Source organism: Rhizobium anhuiense bv. trifolii (genome assembly GCF_024346605.1).
In the GTDB taxonomy this organism is placed as follows: Bacteria; Pseudomonadota; Alphaproteobacteria; order Rhizobiales; family Rhizobiaceae; genus Rhizobium; species Rhizobium anhuiense.
Window position 1 is genome coordinate 2,538,908 of sequence record NZ_CP098803.1, and the last position, 18,228, is coordinate 2,557,135.

At 60.3% G+C, this 18,228-nt stretch carries 18 protein-coding genes; 7 read left to right on the forward strand and 11 right to left on the reverse strand.

Annotated elements, in window-relative coordinates; all coding sequences use genetic code 11:
- Position 1 precedes the first annotated feature (1 nt).
- The gene (locus tag NE851_RS21260) at positions 2–1,003 is read right to left on the reverse strand and encodes a nuclear transport factor 2 family protein (protein WP_244604883.1); all 1,002 of its coding nucleotides are present in this window, start codon (positions 1,001–1,003) and stop codon (positions 2–4) included.
- A gap of 64 nt (positions 1,004–1,067) precedes the next feature.
- Between NE851_RS21260 and NE851_RS21265 the strand changes: the two genes are divergently transcribed.
- Together NE851_RS21265 and NE851_RS21270 are read left to right on the forward strand one after the other, a co-directional pair.
- Entirely contained in the window at positions 1,068–1,949 is an 882-nt protein-coding gene (locus NE851_RS21265) for a LysR family transcriptional regulator (protein ID WP_025554537.1), read from the forward strand.
- Positions 1,950–2,075: 126 nt separating this feature from the next.
- A complete protein-coding gene (locus NE851_RS21270; RefSeq protein WP_025554536.1) occupies positions 2,076–3,038 on the forward strand; it encodes a LysR family transcriptional regulator in 963 nt (320 codons plus the stop codon).
- A 76-nt stretch (positions 3,039–3,114) separates the two neighbouring features.
- Here NE851_RS21270 and NE851_RS21275 read toward each other — a convergent pair whose 3' ends face one another.
- Positions 3,115–3,528 (reverse strand): hypothetical protein, encoded by a 414-nt coding sequence (locus NE851_RS21275; RefSeq protein WP_052213385.1) that lies wholly within the window; start codon positions 3,526–3,528, stop codon positions 3,115–3,117.
- A 79-nt stretch (positions 3,529–3,607) separates the two neighbouring features.
- Positions 3,608–4,291 (reverse strand): hypothetical protein, encoded by a 684-nt coding sequence (locus tag NE851_RS21280; protein ID WP_063475627.1) that lies wholly within the window; start codon positions 4,289–4,291, stop codon positions 3,608–3,610.
- 244 nt (positions 4,292–4,535) lie between these two features.
- Here NE851_RS21280 and NE851_RS21285 point away from each other — a divergent pair, with 244 nt between their 5' ends.
- Entirely contained in the window at positions 4,536–5,162 is a 627-nt protein-coding gene (locus tag NE851_RS21285; protein ID WP_028758505.1) for a TerC family protein, read from the forward strand.
- 1 nt (position 5,163) lies between these two features.
- Here NE851_RS21285 and NE851_RS21290 read toward each other — a convergent pair whose 3' ends face one another.
- The 3 genes from NE851_RS21290 to metG are packed head-to-tail and all read right to left on the reverse strand — an operon-like array spanning position 5,164 to position 8,324.
- Positions 5,164–5,982 (reverse strand): MBL fold metallo-hydrolase, encoded by an 819-nt coding sequence (locus NE851_RS21290; RefSeq protein ID WP_028757355.1) that lies wholly within the window; start codon positions 5,980–5,982, stop codon positions 5,164–5,166.
- Between the two features lie 4 nt (positions 5,983–5,986).
- The gene (locus NE851_RS21295; RefSeq protein ID WP_097544300.1) at positions 5,987–6,769 is read right to left on the reverse strand and encodes a TatD family hydrolase; all 783 of its coding nucleotides are present in this window, start codon (positions 6,767–6,769) and stop codon (positions 5,987–5,989) included.
- Between the two features lie 4 nt (positions 6,770–6,773).
- On the reverse strand, positions 6,774–8,324 hold the full coding sequence (gene metG / locus NE851_RS21300) for a methionine--tRNA ligase (protein WP_028757353.1): 1,551 nt from the start codon (positions 8,322–8,324) through the stop codon (positions 6,774–6,776).
- Positions 8,325–8,557: 233 nt separating this feature from the next.
- Between metG and NE851_RS21305 the strand changes: the two genes are divergently transcribed.
- Positions 8,558–9,343 carry a sulfite exporter TauE/SafE family protein gene (locus NE851_RS21305; RefSeq protein ID WP_028758508.1) on the forward strand — a complete coding sequence of 262 codons (786 nt, stop codon included), beginning with the start codon at positions 8,558–8,560 and terminating at the stop codon, positions 9,341–9,343.
- A 121-nt stretch (positions 9,344–9,464) separates the two neighbouring features.
- Here the strand turns inward: NE851_RS21305 and NE851_RS21310 are convergent, their stop codons facing one another.
- The 4 genes from NE851_RS21310 to NE851_RS21325 form a co-directional block, all read right to left on the reverse strand.
- Positions 9,465–10,490 (reverse strand): DNA polymerase III subunit delta', encoded by a 1,026-nt coding sequence (locus NE851_RS21310; RefSeq protein WP_127431773.1) that lies wholly within the window; start codon positions 10,488–10,490, stop codon positions 9,465–9,467.
- Positions 10,491–10,498: 8 nt separating this feature from the next.
- Positions 10,499–11,179: a dTMP kinase gene (tmk, locus tag NE851_RS21315; protein WP_028757350.1), complete on the reverse strand. Its 681-nt coding sequence runs from the start codon at positions 11,177–11,179 to the stop codon at positions 10,499–10,501.
- A gap of 132 nt (positions 11,180–11,311) precedes the next feature.
- Positions 11,312–12,505, reverse strand: a complete 1,194-nt coding sequence (locus NE851_RS21320; RefSeq protein ID WP_127431774.1) for a D-alanyl-D-alanine carboxypeptidase family protein — start codon at positions 12,503–12,505, stop codon at positions 11,312–11,314.
- A gap of 73 nt (positions 12,506–12,578) precedes the next feature.
- Positions 12,579–13,685 (reverse strand): septal ring lytic transglycosylase RlpA family protein, encoded by a 1,107-nt coding sequence (locus tag NE851_RS21325; protein WP_127431775.1) that lies wholly within the window; start codon positions 13,683–13,685, stop codon positions 12,579–12,581.
- Positions 13,686–14,113: 428 nt separating this feature from the next.
- Here NE851_RS21325 and NE851_RS21330 point away from each other — a divergent pair, with 428 nt between their 5' ends.
- Positions 14,114–14,587, forward strand: a complete 474-nt coding sequence (locus NE851_RS21330; protein WP_244604882.1) for a hypothetical protein — start codon at positions 14,114–14,116, stop codon at positions 14,585–14,587.
- A gap of 76 nt (positions 14,588–14,663) precedes the next feature.
- Positions 14,664–14,867 (forward strand): hypothetical protein, encoded by a 204-nt coding sequence (locus NE851_RS21335; protein WP_127431776.1) that lies wholly within the window; start codon positions 14,664–14,666, stop codon positions 14,865–14,867.
- A gap of 86 nt (positions 14,868–14,953) precedes the next feature.
- On the opposite strand, the gene NE851_RS21340 is transcribed toward NE851_RS21335, so the two are convergent.
- Positions 14,954–15,877: a LysR substrate-binding domain-containing protein gene (locus NE851_RS21340; protein ID WP_254957427.1), complete on the reverse strand. Its 924-nt coding sequence runs from the start codon at positions 15,875–15,877 to the stop codon at positions 14,954–14,956.
- A gap of 299 nt (positions 15,878–16,176) precedes the next feature.
- On the opposite strand from NE851_RS21340, the gene NE851_RS21345 reads away from it, so the two are divergent.
- Positions 16,177–18,216 (forward strand): NADH:flavin oxidoreductase, encoded by a 2,040-nt coding sequence (locus tag NE851_RS21345; protein WP_168333042.1) that lies wholly within the window; start codon positions 16,177–16,179, stop codon positions 18,214–18,216.
- Positions 18,217–18,228: the final 12 nt, after the last annotated feature.

An 18,228-nucleotide genomic window follows, 5' to 3' on the forward strand; every position in this document is an offset into this window, starting at 1 on the left:
CTCAGAACTTTCCGTTGTCGTGGGCCATTTGAGCCGGGATGGTGGAAATCGTATCCCAATGCTCGACAATCTTGCCGCTCTCCACGCGGAAGAGGTCGAAGAAGGCAGTTGGTGTTTCGCCGAACTTCCCTTCCGAGGCCGTGAAGACGAAGTTGCCCTCGGCAACGATCAAATGTGTCTTGGTGTAGGCCATCGGCTGGCCGGCTTCGGCCATCGCCTTCAGCGCGGCGCCCAGGCCGTCCAATCCGTTGCCCACCATCGGGTTGTGCTGGATATAGGTTTCCGTCGAAATATAGTCGGTGATCTTCTGCGGTGCCGTGCCGAGCAATACGTCATGCACGAAGTTCTCGACCAGCGTACGGTTTTCGGCGGTTTTGGCGAGATCTTTGATTTCGGTCGCGCCGTCCGTCATCGAATTGCCACTGGCTGTTTTCGACGCGGGGACGGCAGCCTGTAGATTGTCCCAATGTTCGGCAACCTTGCCGTCTTCGACACGGAACACGTCGAATGCGACCATCGTCTGGCCGCCAAAGGCCTGGGCATTTTCATAGGTCGAATGCAGGACCACCAGATCCCCCTCTGCCAGGACGCGATGAGTTGTCGCCGTCAGGCCGCTTTGCTTGAGCGCAGGCAGAAAGCCGAGGATAGGAGCGGCGCCCGTGGGTACGGCGGGATTGTGCTGAATGTAGTTTTCCTTCAGGAGCTGGCTTGCCGCTTCCGGATCAAAATTGGTGAACAGCGCGACGACAGCGCTCAGCACGATTTCCTTTGGGCTCATTTTTAAAATCCCTTTTACCTGGTTTGCATGAGGCAGCGCGGAACTGCGCTGCAGAACTTGTGAATTTCGCGCCCGACGACCGGTCGGGACCGGGTTGACGGTATCTTCGTCGAACGCGATACGGCACGCCGATTGCTCACCGCCGGAACGCCGCGTGCGATCGAGAGCGGCAGTTCGGAAGCAACCATCTATGTTTCCTGGATCTGCCGGGTTCCGATTTAGCACTGGCAATTAATCGCCAAAATGGCGATTATAGCGTCTCAGTTTCGCCAAAATGGAGACAATCGGTATGGATAAGATTGACGGCATGCGAACCTTTGTCGCCGCGGTCGAGGCGGGATCGTTTGCCGCCGCAAGCGAGCGGCTGGGCATTTCCGGTAAGCTCGTCAGCAAATACATCGCAACACTTGAAGCTGACTTGAGAATGAATCTGCTTCATCGCACCACTCGATCCATGTCGTTGACGCATGACGGTCGGATCTATCTCGAGGGATGCCGACGTGTTCTGAACGAACTCGATCTGCTGGACATGTCCCTCGAGGCATCAAGTGGCTTGAAAGGCACGCTGCGTGTGGCAGCACCTCTGACCTTTGGCGAAACGGTCGTCGCAACCGCAATTCTCGAGTTCATGGATCTCCATCCGGAGGTTACGGTTGAGCTGGAATTGTCCGATGAATACGTCGATCTCGCTGAAGACGGTTTCGATCTGGCCGTGCGCATCGGCACTTTGAAGGACTCGAGCCTCGTGGCACGAAAGCTCGGAGAGGCAAGGCTTCTGGTCGTCGCCGCCCCATCCTACATCGAACGCCATGGCGCACCGGCCCATCCGGACGAATTGTCCAGCCACATTTGCATTCGCGACGCCAACAATCCTGACCCGAACCGTTGGCCCTTCCTGATTGAAGGGAAGCAGATCCAAGTGTCGGTCACCGGCCCCTTCCTCTCCAATAGCCCCCCCGCCTGCCTGATACCTGCGCGCGCGGGAAAAGGTATCTTCATCTGCCCCGACGTTTTTCTGGCTGACGACCTTGCCCAAGGCCGGCTCGTTCAGCTGCTGGCCGGTTTTCCATCGAGAATGATCGCGATCCAGACAGTCCAGTTGCCATCGGCCTTCCGCAAACCCAAGGTCGCAGCATTCATCAACGTTTTAAGAAAGCACATGAAGACATGAATTCGGCAGCCTCATGAAAAGTTGCCGATGGAAATGCGTGGCGTTGGGCGGCGCTGTAGGGCCTCCATTGCGGACGTGCTATTCGACGGAATTCTGAACACACCCACGCCGAAGGTCTGGTGACAAATGGACTTGGATCCCCGACTGCTTCGCTACCTTCTCGCCATCGACCGCGCCGGCTCCTTCCTCAAGGCGGCGGAAGCGCTTCATATTTCCCAGCCGGCACTTTCTGTCAGCGTCGCGCGTCTGGAGGACGTAACGCAGATGCAGCTTGTCGACCGCGGTCGACATGGTGCGATCATGACGGAGGCTGGCAAGATACTGGTGCGCCATGCCGAAAGCATTGAAGCCATTCTGGAGATAGCCGGACGGGAATTGGAAGCGCGTGGCCGCGGTGTTGAAGGCCCGCTCCACATCGGCGGAACGCCGCTCGCGACCGGCAGTTTCGTGCCGCTGGTCGTCGGCCGCATTCTCGAGGAAAATGGCAATGCTGCCATCGAGGTAGTTGAGGGCACGGACGAGCAGTTGATGGAGCGGCTCCTGACCCACAAGCTCGATCTCGTCATTTCCAATGTCGGACAGAGACCGGCACCGGAGAGAGTGGAAGTCATTCCGCTCTTCACGGCCCGATCGGTGATCGTGGTTCGGGCGGGGCATCCATTGGAGGGGCGGCAAGACGTCTCTCTCGCGGAACTCGCCTGCTCGACATGGGTGATGCCCCCGCGCGGCGGCGCTTTCCGCAAACAGATTGAAGCCCTGTTCACGACAAATGGCGTCCCCTTCCCGGTACACCTTGTCGAGGCAGCTCCCTTCAGCGTGCTGAAGGCAATCGTGGAACGCTCGGATGGCGTTAGCATACTGTCCGATGAGTTCCTGCGCGAGGAGATCCGCCGGGGCGTGCTGACAGCGATTCCGCTGCAGGAACACATCGCCTCACGCCAGTTCGCTCTGCAGAAAATTGCAGGCCGGCAACTCAATTCGCTCGGTCAGCGCTTTGTCGACATCGCCATGGAACTGGCATCGGCATCGCAGACGGAAGCGGAACATTCGGTGCGCAGCGGCCAGAGCAATTCCAGGAAAAGTGTGTGAAACGGTTTTCCGTCCGGGATTGCGTATAAACAAAAGGATAGAGCGGTGCTGCGCTTCCGTGAAAAGCTGAACCGCTCTAGACCGATCGTAGCGCGCTCATGCGGCTTCGGATGCCAGGTGTTCTCGCGTCCGTGAGATGACCGGCAAATCCGGCAAGCATGACCCCGAGTGGAAGGCGCCGAACCAGTCTGGCTGCAATGAAGGTTGCGCAGATAGCCGCGGCGAGCTTCAGCCAGGGATAGTCGCCGAGCTGGACATGGGCGCTTGCATCGACCGATGTGGCCTTGGCTTTCAGCGCCGCCTCGGCGTCCTCGCGCAGCGCGCCGATATGGGCCTTCAGCAGCCTTAGCTCCTGCTGCAGGGCGTTGAGATCCTGGTCGGCTTTTTCACGCGCAGTCTCCACGGCGGCATCGGCAAAGGGCGGCTCACCTTCTGCGATCAGTTCGTCGGGGTCTGGAAGGCGGCCGTCGCGATTGATGGATGATTGCATGGACATATCCTCGAATAAACAAGCGGGATGAGATCAAGGCCCGGCATCGCCGCCGGGCCGTGATCCACGTCAGGCGCTATCAGTGATCGCGTCGGAAGCCCTGGCTCTGGTGAGATCCGCCCTGGGATTGCGACTGGGTCTGAGATTGGCCTTGGGATTTCCCATCGGCATCGTCCGATGGTTCGGAACTGCTGCCGGGCAAGGTATAGGCGCGCACCTTGGCGCTTCCATGCGTGGTGTCCCGCATTGCCAGCGGGCGCGCATCGTCGAATGCGCTTTCGGACACGGCGAGGTCTTCCGACGCCTTGCCGCCAGAGGATTGGCCGGCAAAGCCGGTATTTGATGCGCCTTGTTGCCTGTCCTCCAATGACCAGAGGTCCGCCCGTTCATCCATGTCGATGCTGCCCTCGTCGTCCAGAATATCGTGGACGGTCTCGTAGAGCGCGTCATCGATATCATTGACCTGGACGAGGAAGCCGCCTCGCCGCAACCCTTCTGCGTAGACCGCCCGATCTTCGTCAGGGAAGAAGAAGTCCGCCAGCGCGTCGAAGAAGCCGCTGCGGTCGTCGCTCATGGCGCCGGGATTTTTTCCATCCGCCTCATATCCGGGCATCAACCTTATTCTTGAAACCGGCACGCCTGCGTCCTCAAGACGGGAGACGGCGGATTCGGCTTCTGACCGGCTGTCGAAAAATGCGGCAAGGCTGCTGCCGCCTGTCGGGCCTGAGAAAGCCGGGTTGGTATCGTTGTAAATGCTGCTCACGGGGTTCTCCTCTCGATGTCTCGATCCTGCCATCGATCGACGGCAGCTTTCCTGACTTGAAGAACCGGTGGCTGACGTGAATGTTCCAAGGCAATGGCGATGGGAATAGCGATGCCCCGCCGTGTTTCCGCCTTGCATGTCTGATGCACAGAGTCGCGAATTGTGCCGCCTGCGAAATCCGTCAGCGGTTGACGTTAAACCTTCGAGACGCTAGCACGGTTTTGACGCATTGGGGATAATTCATATGGACATCTTTACGGCAGCCGGTCTGACGGCTTTGCTGCAGGTCATTGCTATCGACCTCGTTCTCGCCGGCGACAACGCCGTAGTTATCGGTCTTGCTGCTGCCGGCCTCGAGGCGACGCAACGCCGTAAGGCGATCATCGTCGGCATCGTCGCCGCAACTGTTCTGCGTATTCTCTTTGCCAGCGTCGCGGTCTATCTGTTGGCGATCGTCGGCTTGCTACTGGCCGGCGGCCTGCTGCTCCTGTGGGTCTGCTGGAAGATGTGGCGCGAGCTTCGCGCCGGCCATGGCGAGAACCACGAAGCTACGGGCGCCGAACGCGCGCCGAAGAAGACCTTCTTCCAGGCGGCGACCCAGATCGTCATCGCCGACGTCTCGATGTCGCTCGACAACGTGCTCGCTGTTGCCGGTGCGGCGCGCGAACATCCGAGCGTGTTGGTGATCGGTCTTGCCCTGTCGATTGCGCTGATGGGCATCGCCGCTAACCTGATCGCCCGGTTGCTCAACAACCATCGCTGGATCGCCTATGTCGGTCTGCTGATCATTCTCTACGTCTCGCTCGACATGATCCATCGCGGCGGCGTCGAAGTGTGGCCCTACGTGCAGGCGAGCGGGCTCAAGCTTTAGACTAAATCCTGACCTCGGTCTCGAAGCTCATCTGGTCATACGCCGGCACCACATGGTCCGGCGTCTCTGCCATGACAGCGTCGTAATCAAGCGGCGTGTGCATATGCGTGAGGATCGCCTGTTTCGGCTTCAACCGGCCGATCCAGTCAAGCGACTGTTCCAGCGACAGATGGCTCGGGTGATAGGTATATTGTAGCGCGTCGATGATCAGCACGTCGAGGTTCTGAAGCTTTTCGACGGTCTGCGGCGGGAAATCGCTGATATCGCTGCAATAAGCTACATCGCCGATCCGGAAGCCGAGCGAGTGGATATCCCCGTGCTGCTGGAGATGCGGATGGAAGGCGATCGTGCCGCCCGGGCCGCGAATTTCGACGGGTTCATCCAGGTTTTCGATCACAACGGGCAGTACGATCGGTGGATAATTGCTGCCCGGCGGCGTTTCCAGACAATAGCCGAAGGCTTCCCGCAGCCTGTCCATCGTGAATTGGTCGGCAAAAATCGGCACCCGTCGGCGGGTATTGTGAAAATAGCCGCGCAGATCGTCGATGCCATGAATATGATCTGCGTGCGGATGGCTGTAGAGCACGGCATCGACATGGTCGGCCCCTGCCCTGATCATTTGCTCGCGAAAATCCGGCCCGGTGTCGATAACGACCGTGGTGACACCGCCATCCGGCGCGAATTGCTGCACCATGAAGGCGGCGCGCGTGCGCCGGTTTTTCGGATTGTCGGGATTGCAGGCGCCCCAATCGCCGGTAATGCGCGGCACGCCCGGTGACGACGAACAGCCGAGAATGGTGAAACGCCGCCGGTAGAGCACGCCGCTAGACCCTCGGCATCTTCGAGAACAGACGGAAAGCGTTCTCGGTCGTGATCCGCGCCACCTCTTCGTAGGAAAGGCCGATCGTATCGGCGAGCACCTCGGCCGTGTTGACGACATAGGACGGCTCGTTGCGCTTGCCGCGCCAGCGCTTCGGCGCCAGATACGGCGCGTCCGTTTCAACAAGCAGTCTGTCATGCGGGATCGTCTTAGCGATCTCGCGCAGCTCCTCCGACTTCGGAAAGGTCAGGATGCCCGAGAAGGAGATATAGCCGCCGAGCGCGACGCCGGTCGTGGCAAGCTCCGGGCCTGCGGAGAAGCAGTGGAGGATGAAGGGGAAGGCCCCCTTCCCGGTTTCCTCGGTCAGGATCGCCGCCATGTCCTCGTCGGCGCTGCGGCTGTGGATGACGAGCGGCAGCCGGGTCTCGCGCGCCGCCGCGATATGGCGGCGAAAACCGGTCTGCTGGTCCTCCGGCTTCTGCGTGTCGTAGAAATAGTCGAGACCGGCTTCGCCGATCGCCACCACCTTCTCATGGGCATTGGCGAGACGCACCAGCTCTTCCGTCTGGATATCAAGCTCTTCGTCGGCATTGTTCGGATGGGTGCCGACCGAGCAGAACACCGAGGGATACTTCTCCGTGATGGCAAGCAGCGCGCCGAGTTTGCGCACCCGTGTCGAGATCGTCACCATCTGCGAAACACCGGCCGAATGGGCGCGCGCGACGATCTCGTCCCGCTCCGCCTCGAAGTCGGCGAAATCAAGATGGCAATGCGTGTCGATCAGCACGGCTTCAAGCCTCCGGAGCCACGTAGCGCGGGAAGACCGGGGTCGGCGCTTCGAGAGCCGTTCCGGCAACGAGACGGCCTGCCTCGCCGAGGGCGGCGAAGTCGCGCTTGTCAGCGGGTGCGGCAACCAGGTCGAGCAGCTTGCCCGATGATTCCGGCATGAAGGGCTGCAGCAGGATGGCGATCTGGCGAACGACTTCGGCCGTCACATAGAGCACCGTGCCCATACGCTCCGGATCGGTCTTCTTCAGCGCCCAGGGCGCCTGGCCGGCGAAATAACGGTCGGTCTCGGAGACGACTGCTATGATCGAGGCGAGCGCCCGGTGTATCTGCTGCTTGCCCATGTCCTCGCGCGTCGATGCATGCAGCGCGTCCACTTGGGCCAGCATCGCCTTGTCCTCGTCGCTGAGCGTCCCGCATTCCGGGATCTTGCCGTCGCAGTTCTTGACGATCATCGACAGCGAGCGGCTGGCGAGATTACCGATGCCGTTGGCGAGGTCGGAGTTGATGCGCGTGCCGATCGCCTCTTCGCTGTAGCTGCCGTCTTGGCCGAAGGAGACTTCACGCAGGAAGAAGTAACGCACCTGGTCGAGGCCGAAATGGTTCACCAGATTGACGGGATCGACGACGTTGCCGAGCGACTTCGACATCTTCTCGCCCTTGTTGAGCAAGAAGCCGTGGGCGAAGACGCGCTTCGGCAGCGGCAGCTTCGCCGACATCAGGAAGGCCGGCCAGTAGACGGCGTGGAAGCGGATAATGTCCTTGCCGATGATGTGCACGTCGGCCGGCCAGTATTTCGCCCGCGGGCCGTTCCTGTCTTCTATATAGCCGGTCGCTGTAATGTAGTTGGTCAGCGCGTCGACCCAGACATACATGACGTGGGCAGGATCGTTCGGCACCTTGATGCCCCAGTCGAAGGTCGTGCGCGAGACCGAGAGGTCCTTGAGCCCCGACTTGACGAACGAGATCACCTCGTTGCGGCGTTCGGCCGGACCGATGAAGTCGGGATTCGCCTCGTAATGAGCAAGCAGCTTCTCCTGGTATTCGGAGAGCTTGAAGAAATAGCTTGCCTCTTCCACCCATTCGACGGGCGTGCCCTGCGGCCCGTAGCGCACACCGTCGGCGCGCAGCTCCGTCTCGTTTTCCTGGTAATAGGCCTCGTCGCGCACCGAATACCAGCCGGCATAGCTGTCCTTGTAGATGTCGCCATTGTCGGCCATCAGGTTCCAGATGTTGCGCGACGTCTCGTGATGACGCTCCTGCGTAGTGCGGATGAAATCATCGTTCGAGGCGTTGAGCAGCGTTGCCATCGCCTGGAATTCGCCGGAGTTGCGGTCGGCAAGCGCCTGCGCGGTAATCCCCTCGCCGCGCGCCGTCTGCTGCATCTTCTGGCCATGTTCGTCGGTGCCGGTCAGGAAGAACACATCCTTGCCGTCTAGACGCTGGTAGCGCGCCATCGCATCCGTCGCGATCAGCTCATAGGCATGGCCGATATGCGGCTTGCCGTTGGGATAGGAAATCGCGGTGGTGATGTAGAAGGGTGTCTTGTCTGTCATGGAGGCCAATGTCCGGCTAACTCTATAAAAATGGTCAGCCGCTCTTAGCGCATGTCACCGTCGAGCGAAACCTCAACTTTCCAGCTGTCGATGATTTCCCGGACGCTGGCGTGGTGAACTTGACTCCGCTTCTGCCGCCATCTACCCGTCATGGAAAAGAGGGCGGGACAAAACGAAGTGGCAGTTTTCATCTATCGGAATTGTCGTGGCTGCGCGCTGACAGGGGCGCCTGTTTGACATTCGAGCCGCTCTATTCGCTTTCCGGCCTGTGTGTGGGCGCCCTCGTCGGCATCACCGGCGTTGGCGGCGGTTCGCTGATGACGCCGCTGCTGGTGTTGCTCTTCGGCGTCCATCCGGCCACCGCCGTCGGCACAGATCTTCTCTATGCGGCGATCACCAAGACGGCGGGGACTGCCGTTCACGGCATGCATGGGCGGGTCAACTGGAAGATCGTCGGCAGTCTGGCCGTCGGCAGCGTGCCGGCCGCCCTGCTGATGCTCTGGCTGTTGGCGGGCGTCGACCGCAAAAGCATCGGCGTCACCAATACGATCACCACCGCGCTGGGCTGGCTTCTCGTCATGACCGCCATCATGCTGGTCTTCCGAGGTCCGATACTCCAGCTTGCGCGCCGCGCCATCGGCGACCGCACGCCGCCGCGGCCGGCAACCATCCTCGCCCTTACCGTCATTCTCGGATTCCTGCTCGGCGTCCTCGTCACCCTGACCTCGGTCGGCGCCGGTGCGCTGGGGGTGACGATCCTGCTGATCCTCTATCCCAGGCTCGATGTGCGCGAGATCGTCGGTTCCGATATCGTCCATGCGGTGCCGCTGACCTTGATCGGCGGCACCGGCTATTGGCTGATCGGCGAGATCGACTGGCCAATGCTGTCTGCCCTGCTCATCGGCTCTATCCCCGGCATCATTATCGGCAGCCTTCTGGCGCCGAAGCTGCACGAGCGCACCATCCGCATCGTGCTCGCCGCCACGCTAGCAGTGGTCGCAGGCAAGCTGCTGACCTAGAGCAATTCCAGGAAAAGTGCGAAGCGGTTTTCCCAGGCAAAGCGCGAAGCGGTTTTGCCGGGAATTGCGTCAAAACAAAAGGATAGAGCGGTTCTGCGCTTCCGTTAAACGCTGAACCGCTCTAGAGGCCCGGCTGTTTGATATCGGCGAGAATGCTGATGATCGTCTGCTTGCGGTCGAGATTATAGGCGTCGGAAACGGTCAGCCGCTCGGTAATGTCCGAATAGAGCCGAGCCAGCCGCTCCGCAGCTGTGATCTGCCCCTCGCTTGCTGCCGCCCGCGCGCGGTTCATGATATCGTCGCCGACATGGCTGACGAAGAAATCGAAGATCGTGTCGCTTTCCCTGCCCGAAAGCGCGTCGGCCAGCCGATGCATCGCCTTGCGCGCCGTCGGTCCTTGGGCGGAAAGCATCTCATCATAGGCGGCAATGATCTCGCCGCCACCGTAGTTCAGGAGTTTCAACGCCTCGCCGACGCTGCCCTTGGCGGCCGAAAGTACCGCCCCGCCCTCGCCTGATATGCCGAGATGGTCAAGGGCCGCGACCAGCGCGGCGTCGGCAAGCGGCGCCAGTTTCAGCGGCAGGCAACGAGAGCGGATCGTCGGCAGCAGCCGTCCCGGCGCATGCGAAAGCACCAGGAACAGCGCCCGCTTCGGCGGCTCTTCCAGGATCTTCAGGATGGCGTTGGCGGCATTGCGATTCATGTCGTCGGCCGGATCGATGATGACGATCCGCCAGTTGCCGGTGCCCGAGGTCTGCGAGAAGAACTTGCCGGCGCGGCGCACCTCGTCGACGGTGATCGCCGATTTCACCTTGCCGGTCTTTTCGTCCACCGGCCGGGCAAGATGCAGCAGATTGTGCGAGGCGCCGGAGGCGATCTGCCGGCTGACGGGAGAGGCAGGGTCCGGATCGCCGATCATTTCAGGCGCTCGCTCGGGATCGGGATGCGATAGCACGTGATTGGCAAAGCGGAAAGCGAGCGTCGCCTTGCCGATGCCCTCCGGGCCCTCGATCAGGATGGCGTGGTGGCCCTTGCCGGAGCGGTAAGATTGCGCAAGGAAGGCTTCCGCCTCCTCATGGCCGAACAGCCTGGTATTTTCTCCCGGCCAGATGGCGCCGTCGAGCAGTCCGGGCCTTTCCTCACTCATGATGGGCTTCACTCATGATGGGCGGCTTCCGGCATTCGCAAACGGTCGGCGGGCGACTTGAGTTGTTGGACGATCGCCAGGATCTCGGCAGCGATCGCCTCTTCGCTCTGCATGGCGTTGACCACGTGGCAGCGCTCCGGCTCGCGGGCGGCGATGTCGAGAAAGGCCTCGCGCCGTTTCTCATGCGTTTCGAGCCGCTCCTTCTCGAAGCGGTCGGGACCGTCGGCTGGAGCGCGCTTCTGCGCCCGCTCCAGCCCGATCTTGGCGGGGATGTCGAGGATCACGGTGCAATCCGGCATGACGCCGTTGATGGCGATGCGCTGCAGCGTCTCGATGAAATCCGGCTCGAGATTGCCGGTTATGCCCTGATAGACGCGGGATGAATCCATGAAACGGTCGCAGAGCACGATCTTGCCGGCGGCCAGCGCCGGCCGGATCACCTCTTCGACATGGTCGTTGCGCGCCGCGGCAAAGAGGATCGCCTCCATCCGCGTGCCGAAGGCTTCGGCAGCCCCTGACAAAAGCACGTGGCGCACGGCCTCCGCGCCCGGCGATCCGCCTGGTTCGCGCGTCATCAGCACGTCGTGACCTTCGCCCTTCAACGCTTCGGCGAGGCGGCGGATCTGCGTGGATTTCCCCGCGCCTTCCCCGCCTTCAAACGTAACGAACAATCCCGTACCGGATGACAATGACAACTTCCCGCATTCCAGGCGCCGCACGCGCCGTGCTCCATCTATCTATCCGAAGATGTCAGGGAGGAAAACCTTTCGTCGCGGCGACATATTCACCTTTCCCGGCAAATTGCACCAGAAAGTGGCCGCTCAGCCGGGTGCCGACTTGTCCCAGAGCCAGGAGAAGAACAGCGATTCGCCGAGTTCCAGCATGGCGTCGACCGCCCGGCTGCTGAGCGAGCCCTCGCCGACCGCCTGCATCGTATAAAGCGGCACTTCTCGGAGCAGCCGGCTGCCTGCGAAAATCCTCAGCACCCCTGCCTGGGTATCCGGCTCGACCGGCGCCGTCAGCGGCCAGTGATAGATGATGCGCGCCGACAGCCGATCGGGATTGCTGATCGGAATATAGACGCTGACCGGCGCCTTGGCGACGAGATCGACGGTACGCGCCGTACCGCCATAGACGCTGGCGGCGCCGATCACTTCCTTCTCACCGAAGATCTGCCGGTCCTCAAAGGCCGTCAGTCCCCATTCGAGCACTCGCTTGGCCTCCTCCGTCCGCTCCTTGTCGGAAGCGATGCCGGCAAGCGCCAGAAACAGCCGCCTGCCATCGCGCTGGACTGAGGCGACGATCGAATAACCCTCGCCCTCGGTAAAGCCGGTGGCAAGCCCGTCGGCGCCGAGATCGAGCCCGAGCAGCGGATTGCGGTTGCGCTGGAAAATCTTGTTCCACTCGAAATCCGGCTGGGCGAAATAGGGATAGAGATTGGGATAAGACTGCTGCAGGGCGGCCGCAAGCGTCACCATCTCGCGCGCCGTCACCTTGCTCTTGCCGTCGGGGAGCCCGGTGGAATTGCCGAACTCAGCCTTCTCCATGCCGAGTTCACGGGCGCGGCGTGTCATCGACACGGCAAATTGCTGCTCGCTGCCGGCCATGCCTTCGGCCAGGATGATGCAGCTGTCGTTGGCGCCCTGGATGGCGACGCCCTTGATCAGGTCCTCGACGCGCACGCGCGATTTCAGGCTGGCAAACATCGTTGCCGTCCTCGATGGCGCGCCGCCGGTTCGCCAGGCATATTCGGAAACGGGATATTCGGTATCGAGCGTGATCTGCCCCTTCGTCACCGCCTCGAAGGCGAGATCCATCGTCATCAGCTTGGCGAGCGAAGCCGGCGAAAAGCCCTGGTCCTCGTTCTTGGCGAGAAGCACCGTGCCGGTGGCGGCCTCGATCATATAGGCCTGCGCCGCCTTGGTGGCGAAACCGGCGGTACCGCTATCGGCTGCAAATGCGCCGGTGGAGAGCGGCATGATGCATACAAGCAGACGAAGCAAAGGCTTCAGCATCAAGAATTCCCATCGATCAGGGGGCGTATTTCAGGAGGTTAGAGCGAGAGGAAATTCGATGCAATTGCCGCGCTCAGCGCGCGGCGGATTTTGCCTGATGACGCTTCGTCGCAGCAAGGATCGACTCCTGCGTCAGCCCGTCATTGCGCACCATCACAGCGTCGAAGGCGAGATCGACCGTCACGGTCTTCACATCCTCGTTCTGGTAGCCGAGCGCGAGAGACCCCAGCGGCCGTTCGTAGGGCATGGGGCCGATCTCCGGCAACACGACCATCTGGTCGAAGGACGGAGCGGCATTGGTGGCGGATGGTGCTGATGGCGCTACCAGAACATGGGCGGGCGCTGCCAAAGCGGGTGCTGCGACGGGGGCCGCATTGTAGCGTGCGCTCGGCGTCGACCCGGCATAGGAAGTGGCCGACATCGGTACCGGCACGTTGGCCGGCGTCTCATAATCTTCCGAACTCTGCAACTGATCGCGGGTGATCTTGCGGCTGTTGGAGGCGACCATCACGCCGGTTGCGATCTGGCCTTCCGGATTGACGCCGGGAATGCGGCTGCCCTTCGGCACGTAGGACGCCATCAGATAGGGCATGTCGTGGCCGTCCATGCGGGCGCGGCCGACATATTGCACTCGCACCTTGCCGGTGCCGCTGTGCTGCAGATCCAGCATGTCGGCCGTCTTGTTGGAAAGGTCGATGATGCGGCCTTCGTGATACGGGCCGCGATCGTTGACGCGCACGATGACGGAGGAACCGCTTTCGAGATTGGTGACGCGCGCATAGCTCGGCAGCGGGAAGGTCGGATGCGCGGCGGAAAGATGCATCTGATCGTAGACTTCACCGTTCGCCGTCAGGCGCCCATGAAAGGCCGAGCCATACCAGGAGGCGACGCCGACCTTGTTATAGGCGAAGTCTTCCTTCGGATAATACCACTTGCCCTTCACCTCGTAAGGATTGCCGACGATGTAGCGGCCGCCGCCCTTGGGGATGTTGTTGCCGGTGGCGACGCGCGGACTTGCCTTCACGCCATATTCGGATTCGGAGAAATATTCTTTGCCGTGGAATTTCTTCTTCGGCACCGCCTGTGTCGTGCCGCATGCCGCAACCGTTGCACACATCGCCGAGATCGCCAGCCACCGTGCTGTCGTTGCGAAAGACGCCGCCCCGTATTCCAGTTTCATATGTCCCACGCCGCTCAAAGATCGTTATGGTTAAGGAACCTTGCCCCATCCTGGGCCAATAACGCCTTATCCCCACCCGCCTAACGAGACTTTAATCATGCGAAGTTCGTGGCAAATTTACGAACGATTTCGCAGCGATAGCGACAATTCTAATGATTATGGTTTATAAATCACTAACGCGGACCTCTCCGCCCTGCCCTTCCGCCGCCGCAACAAGGTCCGAAATCCTCGTGTCGATGCGGGGCATATGGTAAACGCAAGCCCGCTTCCGATGCCCGAAAAGCCTGGATTGGCACAGGCGGCGCAAGCTTCCCAAACTACGCGGCGTCACCTTGCCTCATCAGGCGAAAGGACGCTATGCATTCTGTGCGCAGGGTTGGGGGATTGCCGTGGGCGGAATTGTCAAAAGCTTGATTGTGTTGGTCATAATGACCGCCTCATCGGCCGTCGGCGCCGCCGCGGAGGATTTCCCCGGCTATTGGCGCAAGACGATGACCAATGATCCATCGACGAATTTCTATCTTGCCCAGGCCCTGAAGCCCTTACCGAACAAGGATGCCGAAACCATCAGAGTGCTCAGGCTGTCGCTGATCGCCGGCAATTTGTGCCTCGGCGCCAGCATCAATACGAGGACAGGCGAGGCCTTTCTGCAGCAGGCCGGATATGATCGTCTCCGCGGAAAGGCCTGGGACGAAGCCGCCTTCCTCGCGAACGACTGGTTTAAACACTTCAACTACCGCTCTCTCGCCCATCTCTGCGCCGGCATTGACTATATTTTCGGGCCGGAGGGAAAACTGGCGCCCAATCTGGTCAAGCCCGGCAAGGGTGAACCGAAGGGATCCTACGACCCCCTGGACTCCTACTACATGCGGCTTCCGCCCTTGCGCAAACCAAACGGCTAAGTCACGTCACCAATTGCCATAATGGAACGAAATGCCCGCCGGGAGCTTTGAAGGTTTAGACCTTTGGAGGATCACCATGAATAATGAAACCATTCTGCAGCTCGACACGGTCAGCCAACAGTTGCACGCTCGATCTCGCGCGCTTTCCCAGCCAGATAAAGACAACGACATCTCGATCCTGATGTCGGCACTCGCCGTGACGATGGAGGCGGTTCGTTCTCTTTGCGAGGATATGAACCAGCTCAACGGTCCGAAGGGCCTTGGATCCGACGGGCGCTAGCTGCCACTTCCCAAAGCCGTTGGAATTGCGTCTATGCGCAGCATCCCCTCCGGAATCACGCCAAGGGCGGGAACGACACGCGCGCCTCAAAGACCTTCAAAACGGTTCGCCAGCCAGTCCCTGAAAATCAGGGCGACCTTTCTGCGGTTCGGGGCACTTGGCGTTACCGCATAGAAACGCCTCCCTGTCTTCAGGGTGCGGTCAAGAGCAATGACGAGGCGGTTTTCTCGAAGGGGACGATCAATGAGAGGTCGCCAACCGAGCGCGATGCCTTCGCCATTTTCAGCAGCCTTCATCGCGACAAGGGAATCGTTAACCTGCAGCGATGTCGGCAAGGTCGGCGGAGCGCCGACGCCTGTAGCCCGCAACCAGTCGGCCCAACCGATCCTGAAGCGATACGGGTCAACGTAGTGTATAAGCCGATGGCACAGTATATCGCTGGCAAGTGACAGAGGCTTGCTCTTCGCCTGATAAACCGGGCTGCAAACAGGCAATATTTCCTCGTTCCACAGCGGAATGGCATCACAATCCGGCCAGTTTCCATCGCCGAGCCGAATGTGAACATCGATGTTGCTCGTCGTCATCGCTGGATCGCGGTCCAGGCATCGCAGGTCAATCATCAAGTCGGGATGGACTTGGCGAAATTCCGGCAGCAGCGGCATCAGCCATTCTGTTGCCATCACCGTCGAGGCGCTGATGACGAGGGTGTCTCGGCGAGGCATGCCGGCGATATCGTCAAGCATTTCGGCGATCGACGCAAATCCCCCCGATACCGCCGAATAGAGGCGTTGGCCTTGCGTTGTCAGGCTTAACGCCCGCCTTTCCCGGACGAAAAGCGCGTGGCCGAGAGACGACTCGAGTTGTCGGATCCCGTGGCTGACCGCAGGCTGAGTGATGGACAATTCCGCGGCGGCTTTCGAAAAATTCAGATATCTCGCCGCAGCCTCGAACAGGATCAGGCTGTGGAGGGAGGGAATTGTCCGTCGTAACGACTGACTATCATGACTCATGGTTTCGAGTTCTTCGCCGTTCGAAAATTGCAGCGCACGGAATCTCCGTCACACGGTGCAAGACTGCGCACCGGCAAGAAGCGAAACACCTTATCGTTCGCGTGGTCAACAAGCCTGGAGGACGATCACCCACTCACCTGCCGGCCGATCCGGTCTTTATCCATCCTGCCTCATACTTCCATGAATTTATTTGCCCTTTACGGCCTCACGCCCTCGCCGGACATTGTCGTTCACCCGCCAGAACCCGACGTCGGGAGAACAGGCGACTACGACAATAGGCCGTCACGGGAACAATTGAGATGTCAAACGATCCATTGCTCCAGCCTTTCCAACTCAAGCATTTGACACTCCGAAACAGGATGATGTCGACGGCGCACGAGCCGGGATATACTGAGGACGGACTCCCGAAGGAGCGCTATCGTCTCTACCATTCGGAAAAAGCCAAAGGCGGGATAGCAATGACGATGATCGGCGGTTCGTCCGTCGTCGACATCGACAGTCCCCAGGCGTTCGGCAATATCCAGCTCCACAAAGACGAGTCCGTGAAGTGGCTTCGAGAGCTTGCCGACGACGTTCACGACCACGGCGCTGCCGTGATGATTCAGATCACTCACCTGGGAAGCCGAACCAACTGGAACAAAGGCGATTGGCTCCCGATAATCGATGCGTCCCACATCCAGGAGCCCGCGCATCGCGCCTATCCCAAGGCGATGGAGGATTGGGACTTCGAGCGCGTGATCACAGCCTATGCCGACAGTGCGGAGCGGGTCAAAGCGGCAGGGCTTGACGGGATCGAGCTCGAATGCGCCTCGCATCTCATCGCGCATTTTTGGTCTCCGGCAACAAATAAGCGGGAGGATGAATACGGCGGCTCGCTCGAGAACCGGATGCGCCTGGTGAACGATATTCTCACCGCCATCCGTAAGCGCATCGGTCACGAATTCATTGTCGGCGTCCGCATGGTTTGCGATGAGGTTTGGGATAAAGGGCTCTCGCGAGACGAAGGGGTGGAGATTGCCCGTCGATTGAAGGCCGGCGGATTGATCGATTTCGTCAACGTCATTCGCGGCCACGTCTCAGAAGACGAGGCCTTGAGTCATGTGATTCCGAACATGGGAACCGCATCTGCTCCCCATCTCGATTTCGCCGGAGAGGTTCGTCAGAATGTGAAGATACCGACCTTTCATGCGGCAAGAATTCAGGATGTGGCTACCGCGCGACACGCGATTGCGAGCGGCAAGCTTGATATGGTCGCCATGACACGCGCGCACCTTGCCGATCCTCACATCATCCGCAAGGTGATCGAAGGGAAGGAGGATCAAATTCGCCCCTGTGTCGGCATGGGGTTCTGCATCGATTCCATTTACCCCGCTGGCAACGCCACCTGCGTGCACAATGCGGCGACTGGTCGGGAGGGCAGCCTCGCGCATGTGATCAGGAAGACCAACGGGCCAATGCATAAGATTGTGGTCGTCGGAGCGGGACCGGGCGGTCTTGAGGCAGCACGGGTCGCGGCCGAGCGGGGCCACAAGGTCACGGTTTTTGAGGCTGGATCCAAAGCAGGCGGACAAATTCTAATAACCGCGGCACTGAAACGCCGTCGCGAAATCCTTGGGATCGTGGACTGGCGCTTGTCTGAATGCGAGCGCCTCGGCGTCGAATTCCACTACAATCGCTTCGTCGATGAGAGTGACGTTGTGGCGGAAGAACCCGACGTCGTCGTCGTTGCCACGGGCGGACTGCCTAATGTTGACTGTCTTGAGGAAGGACAGGAGCTTGCGACGACCAGTTGGGACATCCTCGGCGGAAGCGTTCAGCCCGCGAAAAATGTGCTGGTCTACGACGACAACGGTTCGCACCCCGCCATGACGATCGCTGAGTTTCTGGCCGACGCGGGCTCGAATCTTGAAGTTGTCACGCCTGCACGAACCCTTGCGCCGGACATCGGGGCAACGAGCTACCCCGCCTATTTCCGTGCCCTCAACAAAGCCGGCGCAAAGATCACCCTGAACCTGCGCATTGAGCGCCTCGAACGTCGCGGCAACCGGATCGCAGTCATACTTTTCGACGAGTATTCCAAGGTCTGCGTCGAAAAAGAGGTGGACCAGGTTGTCGTCGAAAGCGGGACGAAGCCGATGGACGAACTCTATTTCTCGCTCAAGCCGCTCTCCCGGAACCAAGGTGAAATCGATTACCGGGCGTTCATAGCGGGCAAGCCGCAAGTTGTTGCCAATAATCCCGGTGGCAAGTTTCAGCTGTTTCGGATTGGCGATGCGGTCGCAAGCAGGAACATCCACGCGGCCATATACGACGCGCATCGATTCATGGCCGCGGTTTGATCAAGGCCGTAG

Excerpts from the sequence above, each read along its gene's own strand:
- NE851_RS21335 (WP_127431776.1), top strand. The coding sequence starts at position 14,664 with ATGAATAATGAAACCATTCTGCAGCTCGACACGGTCAGCCAACAGTTG.
- NE851_RS21340 (WP_254957427.1), bottom strand. The coding sequence starts at position 15,877 with ATGAGTCATGATAGTCAGTCGTTACGACGGACAATTCCCTCCCTCCAC.
- NE851_RS21265 (WP_025554537.1), top strand. The coding sequence starts at position 1,068 with ATGGATAAGATTGACGGCATGCGAACCTTTGTCGCCGCGGTCGAGGCG.
- NE851_RS21270 (WP_025554536.1), top strand. The coding sequence starts at position 2,076 with ATGGACTTGGATCCCCGACTGCTTCGCTACCTTCTCGCCATCGACCGC.
- NE851_RS21285 (WP_028758505.1), top strand. The coding sequence starts at position 4,536 with ATGGACATCTTTACGGCAGCCGGTCTGACGGCTTTGCTGCAGGTCATT.
- NE851_RS21275 (WP_052213385.1), bottom strand. The coding sequence starts at position 3,528 with ATGCAATCATCCATCAATCGCGACGGCCGCCTTCCAGACCCCGACGAA.
- NE851_RS21325 (WP_127431775.1), bottom strand. The coding sequence starts at position 13,685 with ATGAAACTGGAATACGGGGCGGCGTCTTTCGCAACGACAGCACGGTGG.
- NE851_RS21320 (WP_127431774.1), bottom strand. The coding sequence starts at position 12,505 with ATGCTGAAGCCTTTGCTTCGTCTGCTTGTATGCATCATGCCGCTCTCC.
- NE851_RS21330 (WP_244604882.1), top strand. The coding sequence starts at position 14,114 with ATGACCGCCTCATCGGCCGTCGGCGCCGCCGCGGAGGATTTCCCCGGC.
- NE851_RS21310 (WP_127431773.1), bottom strand. The coding sequence starts at position 10,490 with ATGAGTGAGGAAAGGCCCGGACTGCTCGACGGCGCCATCTGGCCGGGA.
- metG (WP_028757353.1), bottom strand. The coding sequence starts at position 8,324 with ATGACAGACAAGACACCCTTCTACATCACCACCGCGATTTCCTATCCC.
- NE851_RS21345 (WP_168333042.1), top strand. The coding sequence starts at position 16,177 with ATGTCAAACGATCCATTGCTCCAGCCTTTCCAACTCAAGCATTTGACA.